Below are 26,367 nucleotides of genomic sequence, written 5' to 3'. Positions count from 1 at the left end.
GTTTCACCTTGAACGGTAAAGATTTAGTTGTCTTAGGTAAGTTTGGCGCTGTTTACGGCATCAACGGGTGGCTAAAAGTAAACTCCTATACCGATGTCCCGGAAGGGATTTTTGATTACACACCCTGGCAAATTCAACTGCAGGGTAACTGGCGTCAAGTGCAAATCAGCGGCAAAAAACGACATGGCAATGGCCTGATCGTCAAACTGGCTGACGTGTCTGACCGCGACCAGGCTCAACTCTACGTCAATGCGGATATCGCAGTAGAGCGTTCTTCATTACCCCAGCTTGCTGAGGGTGATTACTACTGGCGTGACCTGATGGGCATGGCTGTAGTGAACGAGGCTGGTTATCACTTAGGTGAAGTGGTCGACATGATGGAAACTGGCTCAAACGACGTTCTTGTTGTGAAAGCCAATAAATCCGATGCATTTGGCAAGACGGAGCGTTTACTGCCTTTCCTGACTGACTCTGTCATTAAGGATGTGAATAACGCTGAACGACGTATCTTAGTAGACTGGGATCCGGACTTTTAATGTCGCAGCAAGCTGGCTTGTGGGTTGGAGTTGTTACTCTGTTCCCGCAGATGTTTGATGCTATTACAAAGTTTGGTGTAACAAGCCGCGCTGTAAAGCAAGGACTGTTGCAGGTGGAGTGTTGGAATCCGCGGGATTATACCCACGACAAACACAACACCGTCGATGATCGCCCCTTTGGAGGTGGTCCTGGTATGCTGATGATGGTACAGCCGCTGACCGACGCTATTCGCGCGGCCAAGCAAGCTGCCGGAGGGAATGTACATACGGTGTATTTGTCGCCGCAAGGCCGCAAGTTAGACCAACAAGGTGTACAGGAACTTGCACGTTACCCGAAACTGCTGTTAGTGGCAGGCCGTTACGAAGGCATTGATGAACGCGTAATTGAAACCGAAATTGACGAAGAATGGTCAATTGGGGATTACGTGCTGAGTGGAGGCGAGTTGCCTGCGATGACGCTGATTGATGCGGTATCGCGACTGGTACCAGGCGTACTGGGGCACGAAGAGTCGGCAGAACAGGATTCGTTTGCAACTGGTTTGTTAGACTGCCCACACTACACCAGACCTGCGGTGTTAGCAGACAAACAGGTTCCACCGGTGTTGCTGAGTGGACACCATGAAAATATACGACGCTGGCGTCTGAAGCAGGCTCTTGGTAGAACCTGGTTAAGACGGCCGGATATGTTAAATGCCCTGGCTCTGACTAAGGAGCAACGCAAATTACTGGATGAATTCCAACAGGAACACCAGGCGTTGCAGCAACACGATAGTTAATTCCAGGTAAAGTGAGATTGTTATGAGCAAAGTTAGCCAAAACATTATCAAGCAACTTGAAGACGAACAGTTAAAAACTGACGTGCCAGCCTTTGGCCCAGGTGACACTGTAGTAGTTCAGGTTAAAGTAAAAGAAGGCGATAAAACTCGTCTGCAGGCATACGAAGGTATCGTTATCGCTAAACGTAACCGTGGTCTGCATTCATCTTTTACAGTTCGTAAAATTTCCAACGGCGAAGGTGTTGAGCGTGTATTCCAGACGCACAGCCCTATGATTGACAGCATTACGCTGAAACGCCGTGGTGCAGTGCGCCGTGCCAAGCTTTACTACTTACGCGATCGTTCAGGTAAATCAGCGCGTATCCGCGAAAAGCTTAACTAAGCAAACTGGAAAGGCTGACCTTGTGTCAGCCTTTTTTTATGTCCATGGAAGGACGGTATGTCGCAACTGTCGGGAACGTTGTTGCGACGATGTCGCAGCCATCTTTGGCGCTCACCCTTTGGGCCAATGCTTCGCATTGTTAAAATTGATCCTGACAATTTTTTCGCCTTTACTTCCATCATGAACACAGAGCTGCAAGATGATTTAGTGGCCGCACTCGAAGCTTTCCTGTTGTCCCGGCAAGGAGAGATCAGCGAGCAGGAATTGCTGCATCAATTAAAAGCTTTTTTTCCCGAACCCCGCAGCCTTGCCGTGGATTCTTTGTTATTCCAGCAACATTTTGTGCTTTACCATCATCTGTTTGTGCTGCAAGCGCAGTGGCGACAGGAACAGGTGGCCTTATTGCATATCGGCTATGCCAAAGTGATGGTCTATACAGTGACAGCTCTGCCTGATAATGCAGTCGCTTTATGGCAGGAGCAGCAGGACAAAGCCGCTTATTATCTGGACTGGCAAAATATGCGCGCTATGACAGATGACAAATTACAGGCTTTGTTAGATGAGTTCTGGAAAAAACTAGCACTACATCAGCAAAACCAGGCGCTTGATACTGGCGCGTTGCGGCAGAAATGGCAGTTAAATCAGCCTTATTCTGTAACCCAGCTAAAAAAAGTCTACCGGCAGCAAGCGCTGCGTTTGCATCCGGATAAAGGCGGTGATGCGGCCGCTTTTCAGTTACTGCAGCAGGAATACCAATGGCTGCTGGCAGAACTCTCTTGATAGAAGAGCACAGTAACTTAGCCTTTATCAATCACTTAGCTTTATCTTCTTCTATCCTGCCTTTAGAAAGCCCACTACAATAGCTGTATTGAGTTGCAAGACAACAAGGATTTTCAAGTGGACTCCGCCAGTTTTATTGAAAAACGCCGTTTTATCGTTAAGCTCGGCAAAATGCTGCATAAGTTCGGTACTCCGGCTTATCGCTTGGAAGCACATTTACAGGAAGTGGCCAAGCTGCTGAAAATTGGCGGTTCTTTTGCGATCACCCCCACTGTGCTGACTTTTGTGCTTTGGGTTCCGGGTGAAGAAAATGAATACACTCATATCTCCCGTGTGACGCCCGGCGAGCTGGACTTAGGCGCTTTATCTTACACAGACGAGCTGGTCGATGCGCTTGCCAGCAGTAAGCTGACTTTGCAGGATGTCAATCAACGGCTGGATCAAATAGCAGCAGCGCCTAATCCTTACTCCCGCTGGGCCACTTTTGCTGCTTTCGGTGCTGCGGGTGGCGCTTTTGCCATGTTAATGCGCGCCAGTTGGCACGATGTATTCTGGGCCACTGTGCTGAGCCTGATTGTGTATTTGTTTGTACTCTGGTCGATGAAGTCACGCCGGGTGGCTCATATGCTGGAGCCTTTGGTCGCTTTAGTCTCTGCTTTAATGGCGACCGCTGTGGCTGTTTATATCGACCCGATGATCAATGTGCCTTTAGTGGTATTGTCCGCCATTATTGTCTTTATTCCAGGCCTGGCTTTAACTCTGGGGCTGGCAGAGCTGGCGGCCCGCCATTTGGTCTCTGGCACAGCGCGGGTGATGGACGCAGTGATGCTGCTGTTTAAGCTGTATTTTGGCGCCTTTCTGGGAGTGGCTTTAGGTCAGGTATTGTTCGGCCAGATCCCGCCACAAATCGCGCCCTCAGTGCCAGAATGGACCAGTTGGCTGGCTGTGGCTATTTTATGTGGCAGTTTAGTCGTCGTGTTTAAGGCGAGATTAAGGCATGCGCTATGGGGACTGGTCTCCGGTTTTATTGCCTATGCTGCCAGTTTATTCGGCGCTTATTACCTTGGCTTGGCATTAGGGGCTTTTGTCGGAGCTTTTGCCGTGGGTTTATATGGCAATTTGTTCAATCGCCTGATGAACGCGCCTGCCAGTATCGTCTCATTGCAGGGCATGATAGTACTGGTTCCGGGAAGTAAAACGTACATGGGCTTAAATGCGTTTGTTTCGGGCCAACAGATTGTTTCTACTGAACAGTTAGGCCAGCAGACCTTTTTGATTTTTATGTCATTGGTCGCTGGCTTTATCTTTGCGAATGTCGCATTGCCTCCACGAAAAGCCTTATAGCAACGATAATACTATTACATCTTACCTTGCGGCAGCCTTGTTCTTTCAGGTAAGAGTCAAGCGATAAAGCCCTTTGTCACGGTCGTAGGCAGCTATTTGACATGCTCAGAAAGGTAAGGCTAAGCAAAAAAAGTAGCGGGCAGGGCGGTGATCCAGTACACAGAGCTGCGATTAATGCAGCTCTTGCAGTAACTTCTCTAAACGATCTTTTAAGTCACTAAACAACAGTGGTTTTCGCATCAATTGTACTGAGCTGGGCAAGCCACCCCCGGCAGCAATTTCCGCGTCTGTCAGTGCGGTCACTACAATGATTTTCATATTTTCGTGACGGGGTGATAACTGCAATTCACGGATCATCTGAAAACCATCGAGCTCAGGCATCTGCAGGTCGGAAATCAGAATTTGTGGTGCCCACTCGCCAATTTTGAGTAAGCCTGCAATACCGTTAGTGACAGATTGCAGACTGATAGGTAAACCCCAGGATTCAATTTGCAGACTATAAAGTTGTTTCAGTAACTCATCATCTTCGGCCAGGAGAATGCGCACTGAATTATCAATAGGTTGAGTTTGATTTTTCAGCAGAAGGCGTTCAACAGAAGATTGAGTAACACGACGATGACCACCTGGAGTTTTCCAGGCATCCAGAGCACCTTTCTCTACCCATAACTGCACGGTGCGTAAAGAAACGCCAAGTAAATCAGCAGCTTGTTGGGTCGACAATAAAGGTTCTGTGTGCTTACTTTTGTTCATACGGGGCTAATGAGTATCATATTTTGTATTTTTATCAATTCTAGACGAGAACGCGGCTTGCTGTCACTTTATTTTTTGTAATTTTTCGTCGCTTTTTTTTCACTTATCGCTCCTGACTCTTTGACCTGAAAGACAAAATAGTTGCGCAGGTTTTTTTTACTGGTGTTTGTGTTGTACACAGCTGTTCCAATGCTGTCTGCAAGCGATCCATCTCTGACAACATCAGTTGATAAGCTCTGGTCAACCGGACCAGAGGCGCTTTATACCTTAGCTGTTCTGACTGTAGCCTGAATAGGGTTTGTTGGATAGCCTTTTTTCCCTCGTCGTCGCTCTGGGCATCAATAAGTTCCTGATTCAATTTCTTCTGTAATGCATCCAGCGCGGCGGGATCTTGTTTGGCCATATGCAGCAACTCATCAAAAGCTGGTAATGGTGAATAAGGAGGGGCAGCCATAGGATCGCCTGTTCGCAAAAATGGAGGACGTCTTTTAGTGTAGACCATTCATTTAAGCTTGCTGTTGGCGCTGCATCTGGGTAGAGGATGCTGTGTTGGATAGTCCTGAGACATGGTTAGTAAATGAGTGTATTTAAATATTTACATTTGAGTGTTTGGGCTGTTTTTGGTGTTTGTCCTTTATTGGTTTGGCTTAAAAGGTTGACTTGTGTGCTGTTGGTTTTTAATATGTCGGCATTCGTAATCAAATAAGTACGTGTTGTAAATATAAGTTTACTGGTATTCTGCTTGCATTGTTCAAGTAAAACCGGCGCTTTGGCAACGCATGATGCAAACAGGAGCATTCAAATGAGTAAGATAGTTGACGATTTACGTATAGTGTCGGAGCAGTTGTTAAGCCCGCCAGCCGTGTTAAAACAGGCATTACCTTTATCTGGCGCCGGTTCTGATTTTATTCAGAAATCCCGTCAGGAAATTGCCGATATAGTGCATGGCCGCGATCCGCGTTTGCTGGTGATCACTGGTCCCTGCTCCATTCACGACCCTGTATCCGCTATGGATTACGCCCGTCGTTTGAAACAACTGCAACTGCAATACAAGGACAGCTTGTACATTGTGATGCGGGTGTACTTTGAAAAACCGCGCACTACGGTGGGCTGGAAGGGGTTTATCAACGACCCGCATCTGGATGATTCTTTTGATCTGGAAACGGGGTTAACCAAAGGTCGTCGTTTGCTGTTGGACTTAGTGGAGATGGAGTTGCCCGCTGCCACTGAAGCTTTGGATCCGATCAGTCCACAGTATTTATCTGATTTAATCAGTTGGGCTGCTGTCGGGGCTCGTACTGTGGAATCGCAAACTCATCGCGAGATGGCCAGTGGTTTGTCGATGCCCGTCGGCTTTAAAAATGGCACCGATGGCAATCTGAATATTGCACTGAATGCGCTGCAATCCGCCGCCAGTGGTCACAGTTTTATTGGGATTAACCAAAAAGGTCAGGTGTCTTTGGTGCAAACTGCGGGGAATCCGGACGGTCACGTGATTTTGCGTGGCGGCGCCAAGCCAAATTATGACGAAGACAGTGTACAGGCGGCCTTAACAGCGCTGCGTAAACATGGTTTACCTGAAGGCCTGGTGATCGACTGCAGCCATGGTAACTCCAGTAAAGATCACAACAGACAGGGCCTGGTGGCTCAATCCGTGATTGAACAGCGCCTAAAAGGCAACAAAGCTATTATCGGTATTATGCTGGAAAGCCATATTCATGCTGGTCGTCAGGACTTAGTGGATGGCAAAGCTGAACTTTACGGTGTATCCATTACTGACGCCTGTATTGACTGGGCCACTACAGCCCAGTTGTTGGCAGGTTTAGCGCAGCAGCTATCCTTAGCTGAATCAGCCGAAGCTGCAGCCTGAGAAGAAATTATGAATGAAGTTGTAAATCCTGCAGATCCAATGGCCGCTTTACTGCCACTGCGTCAACAAATCGATCAGTTGGATAGTCAACTGGTTGAATTGTTGGCCAAAAGAGCTGCAGTGACCGCCGAAGTCGGGCGGGTCAAACAGCAATATGCCTTACCTCTGTATGTGCCGGAGCGTGAACAGGCATTGATTAAAGCGCGCCGACAGCAAGCAGAACAGGCCGGTGTCTCTGCTGATTTGATTGAAGATGTGTTACGCCGGGTGATGCGGGAGTCGTATCAAACTCAGGAAGCAGGTTTTGTCTGTTGCCGCACTCCGGGCGACAAAGTGGTGGTGGTGGGTGGCGCTGGCGCTTTGGGCAAACGTTTTGTCAGTTTGTTTCAGCGCTCTGGCTACAGTGTGGAAGTGCTGGAACAGCAGAACTGGCATCAGGCAAAACAAATGGTGCAGGGCGCCACTTTAGTCTTGATAGCAGTGCCCATCGCTGTGACTGAACAGGTGATAGCGCAATTGCCAGAGTTGGATGCGGACACAGTGCTGGCTGATTTAACCAGCACCAAAACCGGGCCTTTAACTGCGATGTTGGCGAAACACAAAGGGGCTGTGGTGGGATTGCACCCAATGTTTGGCCCTGATATCAGCAATATCGCCAAGCAGGTGGTGGTGGTTAGCCATGGTCGTGCAGCAGAGCAGTATCAGTGGCTGATCCAGCAGTTTAAAGTCTGGGGCGCTGTGCTGACCGAAAAATCGGCGCAGCAGCATGATGAACTGATGCAACTTATTCAGGCGATGCGTCACTTCAGTTCCTTAGTTTATGGCGTGCACCTGGCGGAAGAGCAGGCTGATTTGCAACAATTACTGGAGCTGAGTTCGCCGATTTATCGGTTGGAATTGGCGATGGTGGGGCGTCTTTTTGCACAAAATGCTGAGTTGTATGCCGACATTATGTTGTCATCCAGCGCTGTGACAGGCTTATTGCAGCGTTATCAGCACCGTTTTAATCAATTATCACATTTGTTAGCGGCAAGAGACAAAGCCGGTTTAATGGCCGAGTTTGCCAAGGGGCAGCAGTTTTTTGGACCTTTAGCGCAACAATTTTTAGAAGAGAGCCGCCGTTTATTGCAAAAAGCCTCGGACGAACGCAGTTAAAGTTTATTGCTGTTAAACCACAAACTGCGAAGCATGAGCCGGCAACTAAATGCTGGCTCATTTCTTTCCGGCGTTTTACACTAAAATGTCACTGTCAATTCTAATTGCATGGAAAGTCCTTGATTTCACGTTGGTTTCGTAAGCTGTTAAGCCTGATAAAATACCTGACTATCCTGTCCTTGAGTCTGGTCCTTTTATTTGCTTTTGTGCCTGTGCCTCTGACTGGTGTCATGATAGAGCGGCATATTCAGGCCTGGTGGAATCACAATAGCAGTTACCAGTTACGGCATAATTGGGTGCCTTTTGAGCAGATTTCCGGCGCCATGAAACAAGCTGTTGTGGCGGCTGAGGATCAAAAGTTTCCCGATCATTTCGGTTTTGATACCGAAGCTATTGAAAAAGCGCTGGTTTACAACAGCAAAGGCCGGAAAGTGCGTGGTGCTTCAACCATTAGCCAACAAACCGCTAAGAATGTTTTTTTATGGACAGGTCGCAGTTGGTTTCGTAAAGGCCTTGAGCTGGTGTTTACCGGCTTGATTGAGTTGGCTTGGGGCAAAGAACGAATTTTAGAGGTCTATTTAAATAGCGTGGAATTTGGCCCGGGTATTTTTGGCGTGGAGGCTGCCGCGCAAAAGTTCTTTAAACGGCCTGCCAGTCAACTAAATCGTCATCAGGCAGCTCTGTTAGCTGCTGTATTACCTAATCCATTGCGTTTTAAAGTGCAGGATCCCTCTCCTTATGTCTACAAACGTCAGCAGTGGATCTTAAAACAAATGCGACAATTGGCGCCTGTAGAACAACGATTAGCCGCTCGCTGAGTTGATTATGACCTTTTCATGACTAATGTATGGCTGTTCGATGAAGTTTAATAGTTTTAGCTAATTTTTCGCTGCAAACTTCGTGCAGGCTGTTTAGGATCCTTCACCCTTGGTGAATCAAAATGGGATCTAAGTATGGGCAAAAGAACATCGGAATTTATGCGCTCTGTGCATATTAAAACTATCCAGGCAGATCTGCGGCAAGGAAAAAGCATAAACAGCGCAATGCAGCACTTGCGTTTTGTTGGGGTCTGCGAGGATGAGCTGATGGATTTATTAATTGAAGCGGGTTACTGCACAGACACAGCAACTGCTCTGGCTGAGGAAAGGCCCGGTATCTAGGCCGCCTTGATTTTGCCGTGGTATAAAAATGCAAAAAAACAGGGACTGCATGCAGTCCCTGAAAACGCAAGGTATAGGACAGGAATAGAGCTGCATCAACTGCAGCCGTGGTAAAGATGACGAAACGCTGTGTCAGTTCTGTGACAGCATGCTTTTTTGCTCTGATGAATACGTATTCAGTAAATTTTTTTATCTTATTTGGGAAATTTGCGATTTTTCTGCAGGAAAAACAGGTCGGATTAGAGGAATTTTCTGCAAAATAAAGTATCCTTTGCGCACTTTTAACCGGCTTGGGGTACTCCATGCGTTTTTACTTCCCTCTGATCATCATTGATGAAGATTTCAGATCCGAAAATACCAGTGGTTCGGGCATTCGTGAGCTGGCTGCAGCCATTGAAGCCGAAGGCATGGATGTAGTGGGTTACACCAGTTATGGCGACTTAACTTCTTTTGCCCAGCAACAAAGCCGGGCGGCTGGTTTTATTTTATCTATCGACGACGAAGAATTTGGCGCTGGCAGCGCCGAAGATACGCATTCTGTGCTGGAAAATTTAAAAGGTTTTGTCGATAAAATCCGTCATCGTAATCCGGATATTCCAATTTATCTGTATGGCGAAACCCGCACCTCACGCCATATCCCCAATACCATTTTGCGCGAACTGCATGGTTTTATTCATATGCACGAAGACACGCCTGAGTTCGTGGCACGTCATATCATCCGCGAAGCCAAAAGTTATTTAGATACGCTGGCCCCGCCGTTTTTCCGTGCTTTGACCAACTATGCACAGGATGGTTCCTATTCCTGGCACTGCCCTGGACACTCAGGGGGTGTCGCCTTTTTAAAGTCGCCGGTAGGCCAGATGTTTCACCAGTTTTTTGGTGAAAACATGTTGCGTGCCGATGTCTGTAATGCGGTGGATGAATTAGGTCAGTTACTGGATCACACAGGTCCGGTGGCCGCGTCCGAGCGCAATGCAGCCCGTATTTTTAATGCTGACCATTTATTTTTTGTCACTAACGGTACCTCAACCTCCAACAAAATTGTCTGGAACTCCACTGTAGCACCGGGTGACATCGTCGTAGTGGACCGTAACTGCCATAAATCCATTTTGCACGCCATTATGATGACGGGGGCCGTACCGGTGTTTTTAATGCCAACCCGCAACCATTACGGCATTATTGGCCCTATTCCACGTAGTGAGTTTGAACCCGAGACCATCCGTAAAAAAATGCTAGCCAACCCATTCTGCCGTGAAAAGCTGGAACAAAATCCGGATGTGAAACCAAGGGTGTTAACTATCACTCAGTCCACTTATGACGGTGTGTTGTATAACGTCGAAGAAATTAAGTCCTTGCTGGACGGTGAAATTGAAACCCTGCACTTTGATGAAGCCTGGTTGCCACATGCGGCTTTCCACGACTTCTATGGTGATTACCATGCCATAGGTGAAGGCCGTCCACGTTGTGAAACTTCGATGGTGTTTTCAACTCAGTCGACCCACAAACTGCTGGCAGGTATTTCACAGGCCTCGCAAATCCTGGTGCAGGACGCGAAAAAGAACAAACTGGATCAGCATCTGTTTAACGAAGCTTACCTGATGCATACCTCCACCAGCCCACAGTACGCCATTATTGCCTCGTGCGACGTGGCTGCGGCCATGATGGAAGCACCGGGTGGCACAGCGTTAGTGGAAGAGTCACTGGATGAAGCGCTGGAATTTCGTCGTGCTATGCGTAAAGTGGACGATGAGTATGGCGATGACTGGTGGTTTAAAGTCTGGGGGCCGGATGATTTAACCGACGAAGGTTTGGACCACCGTGACGCCTGGATGTTAAAAGCAGGTGAAAGCTGGCATGGTTTTGGTGATATCGCCGAAGGTTTTAACCTGCTCGACCCTATTAAAGCCACTATTTTAACGCCGGGTCTGAATGTCGACGGTGATTTTGACCAAACTGGTATTCCGGCTGCTATCGTAGCCAAGTATCTGGCTGAGCATGGTGTGGTTATTGAAAAAACCGGTCTGTATTCGTTTTTTATTATGTTTACCATCGGCATTACCAAAGGCCGCTGGAATACCATGGTGACAGCGCTGCAGCAATTTAAAGACGATTACGACAAAAATGCGCCGTTGTGGCGGGTATTGCCGGAATTTATCGCCAAGTACCCGCAGTATGAGCGTATTGGCTTAAAAGATCTCTGTGATCAAATTCACCAGATCTACCGTGAAAATAATGTCGCCAAGATGACCACTGAGATGTATTTATCAGAGCTGGTGCCAGCGATGAAACCGTCCAAAGCTTTTGCTGCTATGGCACATAAAGAGCTGGACAGAGTGCCGCTGGACGACCTGATAGGCCGCATCACGGCGGTGATGTTAACGCCTTATCCACCAGGCATTCCGCTGTTGGTGCCGGGCGAAGTCTTTAACACCGTGATAGTGGATTATTTAAAATTCGCCCGCGAATTTAATGGTCGTTTCCCTGGCTTTGAGACTTATATTCACGGTCTGGTCAGTGAAGAACGCAACGGTAAAACAGAATACTTTGTTGATTGTGTGAAAGCTCAATAATGGATAACTGGGTCAGAGTCAAAGACTCTGGCCCAGCTTATAGCACTGACAAATCGCTTGCCAGGCTTGCTCCGGCGTATCAACAAACTGGATCAATTCTAAATCTTCAGGCTTAATCAGGCCTTCCTCCACCAACAGATCAAAGTTAATTAATCGGGTCCAGAAGGACTTGTCATACAAAATGACAGGTACAGTAGTGGCTTTGCCTGTCTGTAACAGTGTTAGTGTTTCAAAGAGTTCATCCAGAGTGCCAAAACCTCCCGGAAAGGCCACTAAAGCCCTGGCTCTTTGCAGGAAATGCATTTTACGAATAGCAAAATAATGGAAGCGAAAACAGAACTCTGGCGTGATATAGGGGTTAGGTTTTTGTTCATGCGGCAGCACAATATTCAGTCCAATACTCTGACCACCGGCCAAAGATGCGCCTTTATTGGCGGCCTCCATCACACCAGGGCCACCGCCGCTGATAATCATCAATGACTGTTCCGGCTGCTGCTGGCTGTGGCGGGTGACCAGCGCTGCAAATTTCTCAGCAGCCTGGTAGTAGCGGCTGTTTTTGAGCTGGCGCTGCGCTGTTTTTAGCTGCAATTTTGCGTCGGGATCGTCCGGCCTCTGCTCCAGTTGCTGTTGAGCCTGTTGCAGCAAAAGCTGCGCCTGCTCGGGGGAGAGAAAACGAGCACTGCCAAATACCACCACTGTGGCCTGGATCTGATGCTGTTCCAGTATCAGTTGTGGTTTTAAATATTCCAGTTGTAAACGGACATGGCGCAACTCGTCCTGCATTAAAAAATCATCATCGGCAAAAGACAGCCGGTACGAAGGATGATCGCGCAAATCCCTGCACTGCTCTGTGGCTTGTCGGGCGGAACTTAAATGACGTTGGTAGAGCAGAGGATCAGCAGACATAACAGAACTCCGGAACTATAGTTGTGGCATAAACTAACATATTGTTTGATATAGACTAATCTTTTAACACTTCAGTTCAGTTATAACATGGACAAAGCACTACAACACCCAGCAAGAAAGTAGGAGTGTAGCCAATGCCATTAGATGCTAGTTTAACTTTTCTAGGGGCCGCCGAGCAGGTGACAGGCTCCTGTTATCTGTTAAAGCTCAAAGACAAACAAATTTTACTCGACTGCGGTATGACCCAGGGCGAAAACCAAATCACCGAATGGAATAAGTTCCGTTTTGCCTTCAGGCCCAAAGATATCGACTACGTGATTTTGTCGCACGCTCATATCGACCATAGTGGTTTATTGCCTTTGCTGGTGGCTAAGGGGTTTCAGGGTAAAATTTATTGCACTCAGGGCACGGCCTTGTTGCTTGGCGTGTTGCTAAAAGACTCGGTACATCTGTATCTGAAAGATTTGGAATGGCAAAACCGGCATTTAGCCCGGCAAGGTAAAAGGTTGCTGGATCCTGTGATGGGGATACAGGATGTAGAGCAGGTGCTGGATTGCTGCCATCCGGTCGGCTACAAGCAAAAAGTGACGGTGTGTGACGGGCTGGAGCTGGAGTTTTTGGATGCAGGCCATATTCTGGGCTCTGCCATAGTGCAGCTCGCGCTGAAGCAAGGCAAAGCCATGCGGCAGTTGGTGTTCTCCGGTGATTTGGGGAATCCATCTACTGTGTTGATGCCGGACCCAAGCCCTGTGAAAATGGCGGATCTGGTGCTCATGGAAAGTACCTATGGCGATCGCAACCACCAGCCACTGCAAAACACTTTAGAAGAATTCGCGAATGCATTGGAACAAGCCCATAAAGCCGGTGGCAATGTGTTTATTCCGGCTTTTGCGTTGGGCCGTAGTCAGGAAATTTTGTATTACCTCGGGCTTTTGTACCATCAGGGCCGGTTAAAACAAAAAATGGTGGTGCTGGACAGCCCTATGGCGATAGAGATCACGAAAATTTACAGCGAGCTGATGAGTGAGTTCGACCGCAAAGACACCAAGGTGCTGCATGGGTTTGGTGCGCGGGATTTGCAATCCTTTTTGCCCATTTTGCGCCTCGCGTCCAGTATGGAAGAGTCGATGGCATTAAACCGGGTTAGTGGGGGCGCTATTGTCATTGCGGGGTCCGGTATGTGTAATGGTGGTCGTATCGTGCATCATTTAAAACACAATTTGTGGAAAAGCAGCAATCATTTGATTTTTGTTGGTTTTCAGGCCAAAGGCACTTTAGGTCGTCGACTGGTGGATGGCGAAAAACGGGTGAAGTTGTTTGGGCAAAATATCGCAGTAAAAGCGACAGTGCATACCATAGGTGGTTTTTCTGCTCACGCCGGTCAGGACGAGTTAGTCGGCTGGGCCAGAATGATTGGCGGCCAGCCACGGTTTTATCTGGTGCATGGTGAACCTCAAGCTCAGCAGGCGTTGCAGAGCCGTCTGCTTGATTACGGTCTGCATTGCCAGATTGCGGAGAAAGGTCAGCAAATTAAACTATGAAGCATCCGCATTGACTATAGTCGGGCTGATATCTTCACTTGGATAACAGCCCAATACTTTGACAAAACGGGTAATGCGGTTCAGTTCATCTAAAGCGCGGGTCATAGCGTAATCACCTAAATTGGCAAATACGTCGACATAAAACATTTCTTCCCACGGGTTACCCGGAATAGGACGGGATTCCAGTTTGCCCATGCTGATGCCATGTTGTTTCAACACTGTTAAGGCGTCTACTAAAGCGCCGGGTTGCTGGCCCGTGTACATAATAAAAGTAGTTTTGGCGGGGATAGCTTTGGCCACATTTATTGCTTTACGGGCGACCACAATAAACCGGCTAACGTTGTCTTTTTGGTTGGCCAAACCACGGCCTAACACTGCCAAACCATACAACTTGCCACCTTCTTCACCACCTATGGCCACCACAGATTTATCCTGGGCTTTACGCACCCGTTCAAAGGCGTCCGAAGACGCATCGCAGTATTCAATTTTGACATTGGACAAGCCCTGCAGGTAATTACTGCACTGGGCTATCACTTGCGGGTGAGCACAAATCTGGCGGATTTTACTGAGCTCAGTACCTTCGACCCCCAATAAACAATGTTCGATAGGGTGGGTCAGTTCACCGACGATCGACAAACGGGTGTGCTGCAGTAAGTCATAAACTTCGTTGATACTGCCTGATGAAGTGTTCTCAATAGGCAACACAGCATAGTCGGCGTGGCCTGTTTCTACTGCCTGTACTATTTCGTTAAAACTGTCGCAGCCAATTTCAATCAGCTTTTCTGCCCGGCGGGTAAAGTACTTTTGCGTGGCCCAGTAGCTGTACGAGCCCTGACGGCCTAAAAAGGCAACCCGGCAAACCGGGCCATTGTTGCCATTGAGCTGGCCCTGCACTTTGGCTTGTTGCTGCAGTACAGAGTCTTCAATAATTACATGGTAAATTTTGGTGACATACTGAGCGTCCAAGCCCAACGCCTTGCCACGTTCAATCAGGGACACCAGCAACTCTTCTTCCCGTTTCTGATCGCGAATAGGTTTGTTTTGCGCCAGTTTAGCGTCTGCTACGCTTAAGGCGAGCTGGCGTCTGGTGGCCAACAATTGCAGCAAGTCTTTATCTGTGCTGCTGATCTGCTGGCGAATGTGGTCTAAATCTATGCTCATAAAAGCGTCCTTTAAGCTAAAAAAAAACCTCCCGATGCTGGGAGGTTTTTTGGTTTATCACGCGCGCGCGACCTACCGCCTCCCCGTTGGGGTGGTAAAGAGGTTAAAAAAGCGAGCGATCTGGATTTGTTTCATGGTCACCACAATAGTAAGTCTGGACGTCTAAAGTCAAGCTTTAGGTTGCAACTTCAATAAGTATTTTTGTTCACCCGGTAAAAAGCCCAGCGGCTGCTCCTTTAACCAGAAGTCGTGATCGGCTGCATAAAAAGGCGACAACGGATGACCAGACTGACCTGCTGGTATCACTAAAATACCTTCAGCTTCTTTGCCCGGCGACACCACCATCCGCTCTGACTGGCCATGTACTTTGTTTTGCACCCGCGGCATATGACTGTCGCCATTCATTGGCATAGCCGGCATATTCAGCCAGTCGCCAAAAAATGGCACGGCAGCGGATAAAGGGTGAGCTATAGCGCTTTGATTGAGATTGCCCCAGTTGGCTGCGGCTAAGCTGCCATGCTCTTTCTCCAGCTGTTGCTTGCTTTGCAGCACGGCCTGTTGCAATAAAGTGCGCCAGGAACTAAAAGCAGCAGGCAGCGTATCAGTGCGTTGCTGCCGGATTATTTCCCAGCCTGCCGTTTCCAGTGAAAACTTTAAATCCCGGCCTGATAATTTGTTTTGCTCCAGTACAGCGGTCAGAGGTGCAAAGGTCAGTTCCAATGCTTTAGTCCGGAAGGCGCGGACCAGTGAATAACCGACCGAGCCAATGCTGGCCTGACTGGCATCTTTCATCACATAATCGCGATAAGACTGCAACTGGTGTTCAGCGACAAAGTCTTTGGTTAATACTGTATCGAGCAGCAGTTGTTGCCAACGCGCCAACATCAAAGCGCGATGATCCAATTGAATCGCATGCAGGCTTTGCTCGTTATGGTGAGCTGAGACTGACAGCGCATCACGGATTTGTTGACCGCGAGCGCCCAGATCATAGCCACCATTTCCTATTAACTCTAAATCTTTACCGCCAATCATTCGGCTGTTGGCTGTCCAGAGTTGGCCGGATTGCGGCTGATAAATCTGTGGGTAAGCCGTGTGTGGCAAGTAGCCTGTCCAGTTGTTCTGGCCATTACTCCAATCCTGTGGGCTATCCATATGCTGTACTTTGCGTTGTGGCAAAGCACCAATTAAAGTCCAGCCTATGGCACCGTCTTTGTCTGCTACCAGTAAGTTTTGTGTCGGAACACCGGCACTGGCGGCCAGTTTTAACGTCTGTTTTACCCCTTTGCTTTTTTCCAGTGCCAGTAAATTAAAGTTAGCGCCTTGCGGGTCATGGGCGACCCAGCGGTAAGCATAATTCTGGAACGGCGGACTTAACACCGGCCCCCAAATGGTTTCTTTTTGCAACACTAACTCATCAGGCTGGCCTTTGACTTTAATTACTTCATTTTGATAACTGAATTCCTGCCAGCCGTCCGCTGTTTGGTATTTTTCACCTTTTTCATCCAGTTTCAGCGCGATCACATCAGACCAATCTGCGGTGCTGTTGGTAAACCCCCAGGCGATATGACCATTGCTGCCGGCCACTATAGCCGGAGTACCGGGCAGACTGACTCCTGCTACTGCAAAGGACTCTGCGTTTTCCTGCCATTTCAACTGAGCTTTGAACCAGGTGCCAGGGACCCGAATACCTAAATGCATATCATCGGCCAGAATAGCTCTGCCATCTGCAGTTCTTTTACCGGACACGGCAAAGTTATTGCTGCCGACATCTGTGCTGTCGTGCAAGCTGCACTCTGTACAAGCTATCTTTTGACCTGACAACAGAGCGGGATAGGCAGACTTAGGCATAGGGATCAAACTCACTGTGCTGTCATCCATCGCCGCCTGCCAGTCCGGGCTGTGCTGGAATAAAAAATCGTACCAATCTTGTGGCAGTTTTTGCTGCATCAGGCCCATCGCCAGTTCGTCCTTACCTTCCGAGCCCTGCAAATCCAGATACATACTGTATAGGGCTAAAAAGGAGTCGACTTCCACCCAGTTGCGTGGAGTCTGAGCTAACAGGCCATATTCAAAAGGAGGCCAACCCAGTTCAGTTAAACCTGCATTTACCCCTGCGGTATAACGCTGCAGTAGCGCCTTTTGCTCTGGAGGTAAGGCGGCAAAGCCCCGTTCTGCTTTGGCTCTGAATCGATGAATACGACGTTTTTTGTCCAGCTCCACTGCCATTTCGCCAAACAGCTCCGACAGCTCACCAGCGGCATTACGGCGCAATAAATCCATCTGGAAAAAACGTTCCTGGGCATGCACAAAACCTAAGGCATAAGCCACATCATTGCGGTTTTCGCCCTCAATGCTGACATACCCCTGGGCATCACGACTGATCTCTACAGTCTGACTCACCTCTGAGGGTAATTCGCCCTCATAGGATGGCAGACTGCTGCGAAGGGCAAAGTATAAAAAGCCAATCACCAGCAATATCAGGCTGAATAAGCCAATTGAAATCCGTTTGAACCAAAGCATAGGTTTTTGCTTCCAATAGGGTAAAATCAATAACTTATCATAATAGAGGACGATGAAAAGATGAAAGTGATTCAGTTATGGGATAAAGCCGTGCGCATTTACCACTGGAGCCAGTTGTTGTTGCTGGTCGGTTTGTGGTTTACCGCAGAGCAAGGTTATCTGGTGGTGCATCAGGTACTGGCTTATTCGTTGGCTGCGCTTTTATTGGCTCGTCTGGTGTGGGGATTTATTGGCAGTGATACGGCCCGCTTCAGTCATTTTTTGCAAACTCCGGCTCAACTGCTGCGGATGTGGAATAAAGCCAAGCATGGGATAGGCCACAGAGGCTTGTCTGGTTACATGAGCCTGACCCTGATGCTGTTGTTGGCTCTGCAATTTCTTTCCGGCTTAATGACTACAGATGATGTAATGACTGAGGGCCCATTGTATAGCGCTGTATCGTCGGACTGGGCGTCTTTTGCCTCCTGGTTTCATCATAATAATTTCAATCTGCTATTGGCGCTGATTGCAGTGCACGTGGTTGCAGCTTTGGTGCATGGATTTAAAAAAGATGGTGTTTTAAGCGCTATGCTGCATGGCAAGCTTCAAACTGAAGTACAGCAACCTAAAGTGAAATCAACAGGTTGGTACCTGCTGCTGGTGCTGGTGTTTGCCGGGATTTTTGCGCTCTGGCAAGGTATGGCTTTGTATCAGCAGTGGTGATGGGTGACGGCGGCTTTGTAGGAGCTATCCAAAGTCATTGCAATTGCAGCGAGGCGACAAGGGGTTGATACCCCGGGAGCATAGATTACTATGTGACCGGGGCGAGAGGCCGCAGTTAACGAAGCTGCGGCTTCAAGGACGAAGGATAAATTTTAGTCGGCTTTGTATTGGTCATGACAAGCCTTACAATTTTTGGCGAAATTAGCAAAAGCCGGCTTGATAGTGGCTTGATCGCCCGATTTCGCTGCCGTTTGCAAGGCTAAAGCATCCGTCTGAAATTGCTCGGCTTTTTGTTTAAAGTCTTTTAAGTCTTGCCAGATCTCTGCTTTGGCATCACTTTTTACTTTGTCAGCACCTGGTACTTCAAAGGCTTCCCAGGGCAATGTGGTCAGCGTTGCCAAAGCGTTGACTCTTTTTTCTGCACGTTTAGCGTCAAAAGGTATTTTTCCACGCATCATATCTCCCAAATCGACGAAATTATGCCGGATTAATTGAAAGCTATGTTGGCGGTAACTGACTGCGTCTTCGGCGTCGGTAAAGGCGCTACCCGCCAGAGCTGCTGCAGAAGATAAACCCAGAGAGAGCAAGATAAACAGATTTTTCATTGGCTTAATTCTCATTTATTTGATTTTGATGCAATAATGGTTTGATGCTTTTGTATGCCACATTAGCATTACAACTGATCCCCGTCGCTGTCAATTCAGGAAATCATGTGAAGGAAGTCAATTTTCACAAACCTACAGGTATGAATTCCCTTAGCATTAAGTTTGCGCTGCTGGTATTTATGTTAACCATAGTTGCCAGTGCTGCGATAGCTTATGCTGTGCTGATGCTGCAACAAAATGTATTGGTTGAGCAGGAAAAACAACAGTTAAAACTGCAATCTGAGAAATATGCCCGTGAACTGGATGCAAATTTTCTCACCCGTGAAAAAAAGGCGATCAGTGCCAATAACATAGTGGTGCGGTATTTAACCCAGAATCAGGACCTGACGTCTGCTCCCCCAGCACCTTTGCCAGATGGCAGTGTACGAAGTCAGGATGATTTGTCAGCCGCCTTTATTCCTCAGTTAAAGTTAGATCCTCAGCAAGCCCGCTGGTTTATGCAAACAGAACAGTTATGGCAGCAGTTGGCACCTTTGATGCTGGAGGAGTTTTTCAATTTTTATTTTATCTCCAAACAAGGACTGATCCGTATAGCACCAGCGGATTGGGCGCTGGAAGTTCCGGTGAATCATGACTTCACTAAAGATGTGTTTTTTGATATCGCCACCCCAGAACAAAATCCTAGTCGTTTGCCGCGCTGGACGCCGATTTACTACGATCCGATTTGGCAAAAATGGATGACCAGTCTGGTGATCCCCGTCTATGCAGGTGATGAGTTCCTTGGCGTCACAGCCAGTGACTACATTCTGGATGAACTCTTTCTGGAACTGACCGCTATTGAACAATCCGCAAGTGGCCTGCGCAGTATGCTGTTTGACTCGCGCGGCAATCTGTTGCTGGATGGGAAGAAACCCATATCCGTAAAGGCCGCAGGACAGCAAAATTTTGATGCCAAATACAGTGCCGTCATGCCAAGACGGCCGGAACTGGCCGCTTTTATTCAGCAAGTGGTCGCCGCGCCTCAACAGCCGGAGCTCAGACAAGCGGACCTGGACAATTATTTAATTTCCGCAGCGAAAGTGGAGCGACTGGACTGGTATTTGGCCTTGTATCAGGACAAGCAGGCAGTGATGAGTGGTCTGGAGGATTTTCGTGACAATGTGATGTTGATCTTCCTGGCGGTTGCTGTGGTGGTGGCGTTCTCCCTGCAGTTTTTTATTTACCAGTTTATTCTGAAACGCTTAACCCGCTTATCCTCTGCGGTTCAACGCATCAGCCGTGGCGATCTGCAGCAGATAGCCCTGGACCAGAATGACGATGAAATCGGGATGTTAAACCGGGCTTTTAACGGCATGTCTGAGGAGATCCATCAACTGATCTCCGGTTTAAATACCCGCATTATGGAAAAAGAAGAAGCGGAACGAGCCACCCGTAAGCTGACCAAAGCTGTGGCTTTTTCCAGTTCTGGTTTGCTGTTAACCGATAAACAACTGCATATCGAATACGTCAATCCTTTTATGCTGGAGCTGATTGGCTGTACTGCAGAGCAGATGATGCATAAACCCTTGTCCTCGCTGTTTGCTGCTGAAATGTTTTTTGTCGGCGAGGAAATAGCGCAAACTTTGCAGGAACGCCATCATTGGCGCGGCGATATGCTGTTGCAGCATGTGCTGCGTAAACTTTGGGTATCGCTGGCAATAGCACCGATCCGTGATGAGAAAGGCGAAATCAGTAATTACGTCTGCGCCATGCAGGATATTTCGTTTATCAAAGAAAGCCAGCGTAAAATGGAGCAACTGGCTTACTACGATATGTTGACCGGCCTCGCCAATCGCAGTTATTTCCGTGACCAATTACGTAAAGCTATCGCCATGTCCTCCCGTGGTTATTATCATTTTGCCTTGCTGTATTTTGACCTGGACGAATTTAAGCGGATTAACGATACCCTGGGTCACGATGCCGGTGATGAATTACTGAAAGAAGTGGCCCGTAGGTTAATCAGCCGCTTACGTGAAGAAGATACGATAGCCCGGTTGGGCGGGGATGAATTCGCGGTGATTTTAAGCGGGATTAAAGACCGGGGACAGGCTGCACTTATTGCCGAAAATCTGCAACAGAGTTTTGCCGCTCCGGTTAAATTAACAGGCCAGGAAGTAGCGATCAGCGCCAGTATTGGTATCACCATAGCGCCTGAGGACGCGGCGGACGAAGAGCTGTTGTTAAAACACGCCGATTTGGCGATGTATGAAGCCAAAGCCCGTGGCCGTAATACCTACCACTTTTTCAGTCAGGACCTGAATGAAGCAGCCAAAGAGAAGTTGCAGATAGAAAACCAACTGCGTGAGGCGATACGCGAGCATCAGTTTGTATTGTATTACCAGCCAAAAATCGATATTCGCACAAACGTTGTGATTGGTTATGAAGCTCTGCTGCGCTGGATCCGGCCTGATGGTTCGATGATCCCGCCGCTACGTTTTATTCCTGTAGCTGAGAGCACGGGATTAATAGTTGAAATTGGGGAATGGATTATTTGGGAGGCTTGTCGCTTCATCAGCCGCCAGCAGTCCAGAGGCCATGACGTGACCATTTCCATCAATCTGTCGGCACGCCAATTTACCGATCAAAATCTGACTGAAGTGGTGCAGCGGGTATTGCAAAGAACCGGCGCCAGGCCCGATAAACTGATCTTCGAAATTACCGAGTCGATGTTAATGGGCGACACTGATGCGGCTATTGCCCAGTTAAATGAGTTAAAAGGGCTGGGAGTGACTTTATCTATTGATGACTTTGGTACAGGCTATTCATCGCTGAGTTATTTAAAGCGATTCCCGGTAGACGAGCTGAAAATAGACCGTTCTTTTGTCAAAGATATTCCGGATGACACCAACGATATGGACATAGTCGCGGCCATTATTGCCATGGCGCAGAAAATGAACCTGCGGGTGGTGGCTGAAGGAGTGGAAAGCATAGAGCAGGTTGAATTCTTAAAAAATAACGCTTGCTATCTGGTACAAGGTTATTATTTCAGCATGCCAAGGGCAGAGCAGGATTTATATAACCTGAGTTATCAACCATTACTAAGAGGGGAAAGTTCGCTGTAATCTGCCGTTGGGAGTAAGCCCGCTTCGCTGCATGCTTTTCTCAGCCAGTGTACAGGGCAAAACCCCAACAAAAACCAGGAAATATCCATGATCAAACTACGACTGTCCTTGTGCAGTACGGCAATGCTTTGCGCGCTATTGCCTGCAGCTTCGGCGGATCAAACCACGCCGGTACAAGGCATACGCGACAAATCCCCACAACTCTACGCATTAACTAATGCCACAGTGATCACCGAACCAGGCAAACGACTGGACAATGCCACTGTGCTTATCAGCAACGGCAAAATAAGCAAAATACAAAATAAAGCGGATGTACCGGCTGGCTATCAAACCATAGATGCCAGCGGTTATTTTATTTATCCGGGTTTTATCGATTTATACAGCCAATACGGATTACCTAAGGCTGAAAAGGGCAATGGCTTCGAGTTTGGCCGCAAGCCGAATTACAGCAATGACCGTAAAGGCGGTAACGCCAGCAACGCCGCTATTCATGCCCGTCAGCATTGGGTCAGTGAATTTAAACCTGACGCTGAACAGGCAAAAAGCTACCAGCAACAGGGCTTTACTACAGTACAATCCGGTCGTTTCGACGGGATTTTCCGCGGTCAGGCTTTTGTCACTTCATTAGTGCCGGGTTTACCGAACGAGGCGGTGATGCGGGCCCAGGCCAATCAGTTTATGGCCTTTAGCAAAGGCACTTCGGTACAAAGTTATCCGTCCTCTTTGATGGGCAGTATTGCCCTTATCCGCCAGACTCTGGCTGACGCCAACTGGTACAGTCAGGCGTATGGCAAAAACAATTGGCGCTTTTACAATCAGGCCATTGAATTTAATGCTGATTTAGCCGCATTAGGCCAGTTAAAAACTCAGGGAATAGTGTTTGAGGCCACAGATGATCAAGCCTTGTTACGTGCCGATAAGTTGTTAAAAGAATTTGGCCTGGATAAAGTGGCTCTGGTGGCCTCAGGCTACGAATATAGTCGTATCGATCAGGTCAAAGCCACAGGCCGTCCGCTGATTTTACCTCTGGCTTTTCCTGCAGCTCCTGCGGTGCAGCAACTGGATGATCAACTGGATGTCGAACTGGCGCAGTTGCGGCACTGGGAGCGAGCTCCGGCCAACGCTGCAGTATTGGAACAGGCGAAAGTGCCTTTTGCGCTCACTTTGCATAAGCTGGAAAAACCAGAACAATTCTGGCCTAACTTACGTAAAGCCGTGTCTTATGGCTTAAGTCAGCAAAAAGCCTTAGCTGCATTAACCACAGAACCTGCCAAATGGTTAGGTATGGAACAGCAGATAGGTAAAATTGCCGAGGGTTATCAGGCCGATTTAGTGGTCAGTAAAGGTGACTTGTTTGCCGATGGTGAAATAGTGGCGACCTGGGTTCGTGGTCAGCAACAGCAATTTACCGCGATGGATTTACCTGTATTCGCCGGTACTTATCAGCTTAACCTGAACGGCAGCAGCCTGCCTTTGGAGTTAAAGGATAAAAAAGGTTCAGTTGAAGGTTCTGTCAAGCTGGCCGACAAAACCAGTACGCTGAAGCATGTGGCTGTCCAGAAAAATCAGTTGCAGTTTGCCTTGGATTTAAAAGCTTTGGGTCTGGGCTCTGGGGTAGCACAATTTAGTGGTGAACTTCAGGGGAAAACCTTACAAGGCAAGTTCGTTACCGCCGAAGGTTCGGTGTTGACGATCAGCAGCGTACAGCAACCTCTGGTTGCCAAAACTGAGCAGAAAAAAGCTGACGAAAAGCCAGTCTTGCTATCAAAACTGACCAGCCCAAACCGGGCTTTTGGTGTCACTGAAAAAGCCAGACAACAAAATGTGCATATCAAAAATGCCACAGTCTGGACCTCAGCCAAAGCCGGTAAGTTAGAGAATACCGATGTGCTGGTGGAAGACGGTGAGTTTGTCAAAATTGGCAAAAACCTGTCCACGCCTTCAGGGTTTACAGTGATTGATGCCACAGGCATGCACTTAACAGCCGGTATTATCGACGAACATTCGCATATCGCCATTGATCAGGGCGTGAACGAAGGGTCTGACGCTGTGACCTCTGAAGTGCGCATCGGTGACGTACTGGATGCTGATGACATCAATATTTATCGTGGCTTGGCTGGCGGTACCACCACAGCTCAGTTGTTGCATGGCAGCGCTAACCCTATTGGTGGGCAGGCACAAATTATCCAGTTGCGCTGGGGCGATAATGCTGAGCAATTGAAGTTTAAAGGTGCACCAGAGAGTATCAAGTTTGCACTAGGTGAAAACGTCAAACAAGCCAACTGGGGGGAAGACTTTGTCACCCGTTATCCACAAACCCGTAGTGGTGTCGATACTATCATTCGTGACGCCTTCCAGGCCGCCAAAGAGTATAAAGCACAGTGGGCCGAGTACGAGGATTTATCCGGTTCAGAGCAAAGCAGAACTGCACCGCCGCGGCTGGATTATCGGTTAAAAGCTTTGGTGGAAATTCTGGATAAAGAACGTTTTATCCATGTCCATTCCTACGTCGCTTCTGAGATTCTGATGATTATCAGACTGGCCGAAGAGATGGGGTTTAACATCACCACCTTCACTCATATTCTCGAAGGCTATAAAGTAGCGGACGAGATGAAAGCGCATGGTGCCAGTGCATCCAGCTTTGCCGACTGGTGGGCTTATAAAATGGAGGTACAGGATGCAATACCGACCAACGTTTGTTTAATGCAACAACAAGGGGTGCTGGTCAGCGTGAACTCAGACAGCCCGGACTTGCAACGTCGTTTGAATCAGGAAGCGGCCAAAGCTGTGGTCTACTGTGGTATGGACGAGCAACAGGCTTTGAATATGGTCACTATTAATCCTGCCAAACAGTTAAAAATTGATGACAAAGTAGGTTCTGTTGAAGAAGGTAAACAGGCTGACTTTGTGTTGTGGTCTGCCCATCCATTGTCTGTGTATGCCCGCGCCCAGCAAACCTGGATAGAGGGCGCGCCTTATTATCAACGGACACTGGACGAGCAATGGCAGCAACAAGTGGCCCTTGAAAAACAGCAGCTGATCCAAAAAGTATTGCAATCGTCTGACGATGACAAAGCAGGTTCTGGTGCTTCTTACAAAGCCAATAACCCGGTTTGGCACTGTGAGGATAACCATGATGTGTTATCTGTTGCCTTTGATCATCAGCATTAATGGAGTCATCAATGAAATTATCTAAACTTTTTACCCTGATGACAGCAGCGCTGAGCTTAACAGCACAGGCCAACGACATAGTCCCAGCACCAAAACAAGCTCAGGCTATCCTGCTGCAGGATGCGACTGTACACACAGTGACCAATGGCGTGTTAAAAGATACAGATGTGCTGCTAGTCGACGGAAAAATCAGTGCCATTGGTGCTGATTTAACGGCTCCTGCCGGAGCACAAGTGCTGTCTTTGCAAGGCAAGCAACTTTATCCGGGACTGGTTGCCCTGGCGAATCAGTTGGGTTTAACTGAAATTGAAGCTGTGCGTGCAACAGACGATACCACGGAAGTGACCAATACCAATCCGGATATTAAAGCTCAGGTGGCCTACAACGCCGATTCAGAAGTGGTCCCTACCATTCGTGCCAATGGCTTCAGTTACAGCCTGGTCTATCCAAATGGTGCGTTGATCATGGGCCAGTCAGCACTGATGCAGTTAGATGCCTGGAACTGGCAGGATGCGACAGTCGTAGATTCAGTGGCTTTGCATATCAAATGGCCACGAGCTGATGTGATGCCAAATCCATGGCGGCCACAAAAGCCGGAAGAGATCCGCAAAGCCAGCCAAAAAGCCATGACAGAGTTGGAAGGTTACTTTAAAACAGCCAAAGCTTATGCCGATGCGGTGACGAAAGGGGTGAAACTGCCTGTTGATTCACGCTGGCAGGCGATGATCCCGGTATTTAAAGGTGAATTACCGGTTTTTGTGCATGCGAATGATGAACGTCAGATGCTACAAGCGATGAAGTTTGCCAAGCACTACGGCTTTGCACTGACCATAGTTGGAGGGCGCGATGCCTGGCGTATCGCACCGCAACTGGCGTCAGCGAATGTGTCTGTCATTTACACCTCACCTTATGGTATTCCTGAACGTACTGATGAAGCGACCAGTCAATCATTCCAGACGCCAGCCATGCTTGCCAAAGCAGGTGTGAAATTTGCTTTGTCTCTGGATGGTTACTGGGATACCCGAAATGTGGTTTTTGCCGCAGGTCAGGCGATCAGTTATGGCCTGAGTCCTGAACAGGCGTTACGTTCTGTTACACTTGATGCGGCGGCAATTGCTGGTGTAGCTGATAAAATCGGCAGCATCGAAGTAGGCAAAGCCGCTACTCTGGTGGTGTCTGACGGGGATATTTTTGATTATCTGGGACACAAGGTGCGCTACATGTGGATTGATGGTCGGGCTGTGGATTTAAGCAGCAGACACACTCAACTGCATGATAAATATCAGCAGCGTTACCAGGCTAAACATTAAACAGTCAGGGGCGAAAGCCCCTGAATT

General features: G+C 48.2%; 21 protein-coding genes. 15 read left to right on the top strand and 6 right to left on the bottom strand.

What is annotated here, in order from left to right; translation table 11 throughout:
* Positions 1-8: 8 nt before the first annotated feature.
* The 5 genes from rimM to SD53_RS00635 all read left to right on the top strand — a co-directional run bounded on the left by rimM (position 9) and on the right by SD53_RS00635 (position 3,818).
* Complete coding sequence (rimM, locus tag SD53_RS00655) at positions 9-536, top strand: ribosome maturation factor RimM (RefSeq protein ID WP_046518265.1); 528 nt, start codon at positions 9-11, stop codon at positions 534-536.
* Positions 536-1,312, top strand: a complete 777-nt coding sequence (gene trmD / locus SD53_RS00650; RefSeq protein WP_206539874.1) for a tRNA (guanosine(37)-N1)-methyltransferase TrmD — start codon at positions 536-538, stop codon at positions 1,310-1,312. Before rimM ends, trmD begins: the two co-directional genes overlap by 1 nt.
* Positions 1,313-1,334: 22 nt before the next feature.
* Positions 1,335-1,694 carry a 50S ribosomal protein L19 gene (gene rplS / locus SD53_RS00645; RefSeq protein WP_046518264.1) on the top strand — a complete coding sequence of 120 codons (360 nt, stop codon included), beginning with the start codon at positions 1,335-1,337 and terminating at the stop codon, positions 1,692-1,694.
* A 207-nt stretch (positions 1,695-1,901) separates the two neighbouring features.
* Positions 1,902-2,474, top strand: coding sequence for a DNA-J related domain-containing protein (locus SD53_RS00640; protein WP_157850003.1), 573 nt, complete (start codon positions 1,902-1,904; stop codon positions 2,472-2,474).
* Positions 2,475-2,591: 117 nt separating this feature from the next.
* Entirely contained in the window at positions 2,592-3,818 is a 1,227-nt protein-coding gene (locus tag SD53_RS00635) for a threonine/serine exporter family protein (RefSeq protein WP_082101735.1), read from the top strand.
* 171 nt (positions 3,819-3,989) lie between these two features.
* Here SD53_RS00635 and SD53_RS00630 read toward each other — a convergent pair whose 3' ends face one another.
* Complete coding sequence (locus tag SD53_RS00630) at positions 3,990-4,568, bottom strand: response regulator (protein ID WP_046518262.1); 579 nt, start codon at positions 4,566-4,568, stop codon at positions 3,990-3,992.
* 103 nt (positions 4,569-4,671) lie between these two features.
* Positions 4,672-5,022: a DUF3135 domain-containing protein gene (locus SD53_RS00625; RefSeq protein WP_046518261.1), complete on the bottom strand. Its 351-nt coding sequence runs from the start codon at positions 5,020-5,022 to the stop codon at positions 4,672-4,674.
* A gap of 348 nt (positions 5,023-5,370) precedes the next feature.
* Between SD53_RS00625 and SD53_RS00620 the strand changes: the two genes are divergently transcribed.
* The 5 genes from SD53_RS00620 (at position 5,371) to SD53_RS00600 (ending at position 11,323) form a co-directional block, all read left to right on the top strand.
* Entirely contained in the window at positions 5,371-6,438 is a 1,068-nt protein-coding gene (locus tag SD53_RS00620; protein ID WP_046518260.1) for a 3-deoxy-7-phosphoheptulonate synthase, read from the top strand.
* 9 nt (positions 6,439-6,447) lie between these two features.
* Complete coding sequence (gene tyrA, locus SD53_RS00615; protein WP_082101733.1) at positions 6,448-7,593, top strand: bifunctional chorismate mutase/prephenate dehydrogenase; 1,146 nt, start codon at positions 6,448-6,450, stop codon at positions 7,591-7,593.
* 119 nt (positions 7,594-7,712) lie between these two features.
* Positions 7,713-8,411, top strand: a complete 699-nt coding sequence (gene mtgA, locus SD53_RS00610; protein ID WP_046518258.1) for a monofunctional biosynthetic peptidoglycan transglycosylase — start codon at positions 7,713-7,715, stop codon at positions 8,409-8,411.
* Positions 8,412-8,546: 135 nt separating this feature from the next.
* Entirely contained in the window at positions 8,547-8,753 is a 207-nt protein-coding gene (locus SD53_RS00605) for a polysaccharide deacetylase family protein (RefSeq protein WP_046518257.1), read from the top strand.
* 302 nt (positions 8,754-9,055) lie between these two features.
* Positions 9,056-11,323: an arginine/lysine/ornithine decarboxylase gene (locus tag SD53_RS00600; protein WP_046518256.1), complete on the top strand. Its 2,268-nt coding sequence runs from the start codon at positions 9,056-9,058 to the stop codon at positions 11,321-11,323.
* Positions 11,324-11,341: 18 nt separating this feature from the next.
* Here the strand turns inward: SD53_RS00600 and SD53_RS00595 are convergent, their stop codons facing one another.
* Positions 11,342-12,229 (bottom strand): LOG family protein, encoded by an 888-nt coding sequence (locus tag SD53_RS00595; protein WP_046518255.1) that lies wholly within the window; start codon positions 12,227-12,229, stop codon positions 11,342-11,344.
* A 134-nt stretch (positions 12,230-12,363) separates the two neighbouring features.
* Here SD53_RS00595 and SD53_RS00590 point away from each other — a divergent pair, with 134 nt between their 5' ends.
* Positions 12,364-13,770, top strand: coding sequence for an MBL fold metallo-hydrolase RNA specificity domain-containing protein (locus SD53_RS00590; protein ID WP_046518254.1), 1,407 nt, complete (start codon positions 12,364-12,366; stop codon positions 13,768-13,770).
* Here the strand turns inward: SD53_RS00590 and SD53_RS00585 are convergent.
* A complete protein-coding gene (locus SD53_RS00585; RefSeq protein WP_173425675.1) occupies positions 13,765-14,931 on the bottom strand; it encodes a chorismate mutase in 1,167 nt (388 codons plus the stop codon). The two genes, SD53_RS00590 and SD53_RS00585, sit on opposite strands and share 6 nt — an antisense overlap.
* 168 nt (positions 14,932-15,099) lie before the next feature.
* Positions 15,100-17,451 carry a penicillin acylase family protein gene (locus tag SD53_RS00580; RefSeq protein WP_046518253.1) on the bottom strand — a complete coding sequence of 784 codons (2,352 nt, stop codon included), beginning with the start codon at positions 17,449-17,451 and terminating at the stop codon, positions 15,100-15,102.
* Positions 17,452-17,511: 60 nt separating this feature from the next.
* Here SD53_RS00580 and SD53_RS00575 point away from each other — a divergent pair, with 60 nt between their 5' ends.
* Positions 17,512-18,153: a cytochrome b/b6 domain-containing protein gene (locus SD53_RS00575; RefSeq protein WP_046518252.1), complete on the top strand. Its 642-nt coding sequence runs from the start codon at positions 17,512-17,514 to the stop codon at positions 18,151-18,153.
* A gap of 152 nt (positions 18,154-18,305) precedes the next feature.
* Here SD53_RS00575 and SD53_RS00570 read toward each other — a convergent pair whose 3' ends face one another.
* The gene (locus SD53_RS00570; protein WP_046518251.1) at positions 18,306-18,758 is read right to left on the bottom strand and encodes a c-type cytochrome; all 453 of its coding nucleotides are present in this window, start codon (positions 18,756-18,758) and stop codon (positions 18,306-18,308) included.
* Between the two features lie 107 nt (positions 18,759-18,865).
* On the opposite strand from SD53_RS00570, the gene SD53_RS00565 reads away from it, so the two are divergent.
* The 3 genes from SD53_RS00565 to SD53_RS00555 all read left to right on the top strand — a co-directional run bounded on the left by SD53_RS00565 (position 18,866) and on the right by SD53_RS00555 (position 26,340).
* A complete protein-coding gene (locus SD53_RS00565; RefSeq protein WP_052749200.1) occupies positions 18,866-21,859 on the top strand; it encodes a bifunctional diguanylate cyclase/phosphodiesterase in 2,994 nt (997 codons plus the stop codon).
* Between the two features lie 87 nt (positions 21,860-21,946).
* On the top strand, positions 21,947-25,030 hold the full coding sequence (locus tag SD53_RS00560) for an amidohydrolase family protein (RefSeq protein ID WP_046518250.1): 3,084 nt from the start codon (positions 21,947-21,949) through the stop codon (positions 25,028-25,030).
* 11 nt (positions 25,031-25,041) lie between these two features.
* A complete protein-coding gene (locus tag SD53_RS00555) occupies positions 25,042-26,340 on the top strand; it encodes an amidohydrolase family protein (RefSeq protein ID WP_046518249.1) in 1,299 nt (432 codons plus the stop codon).
* Positions 26,341-26,367 lie beyond the last annotated feature (27 nt).

This window comes from Rheinheimera mesophila (assembly GCF_000986865.1).
Taxonomy (GTDB): Bacteria; Pseudomonadota; Gammaproteobacteria; order Enterobacterales; family Alteromonadaceae; genus Pararheinheimera; species Pararheinheimera mesophila.
The sequence above is the reverse complement of the archived record's forward strand: the minus strand, read 5'-3'. Positions and strand labels throughout refer to the sequence as shown.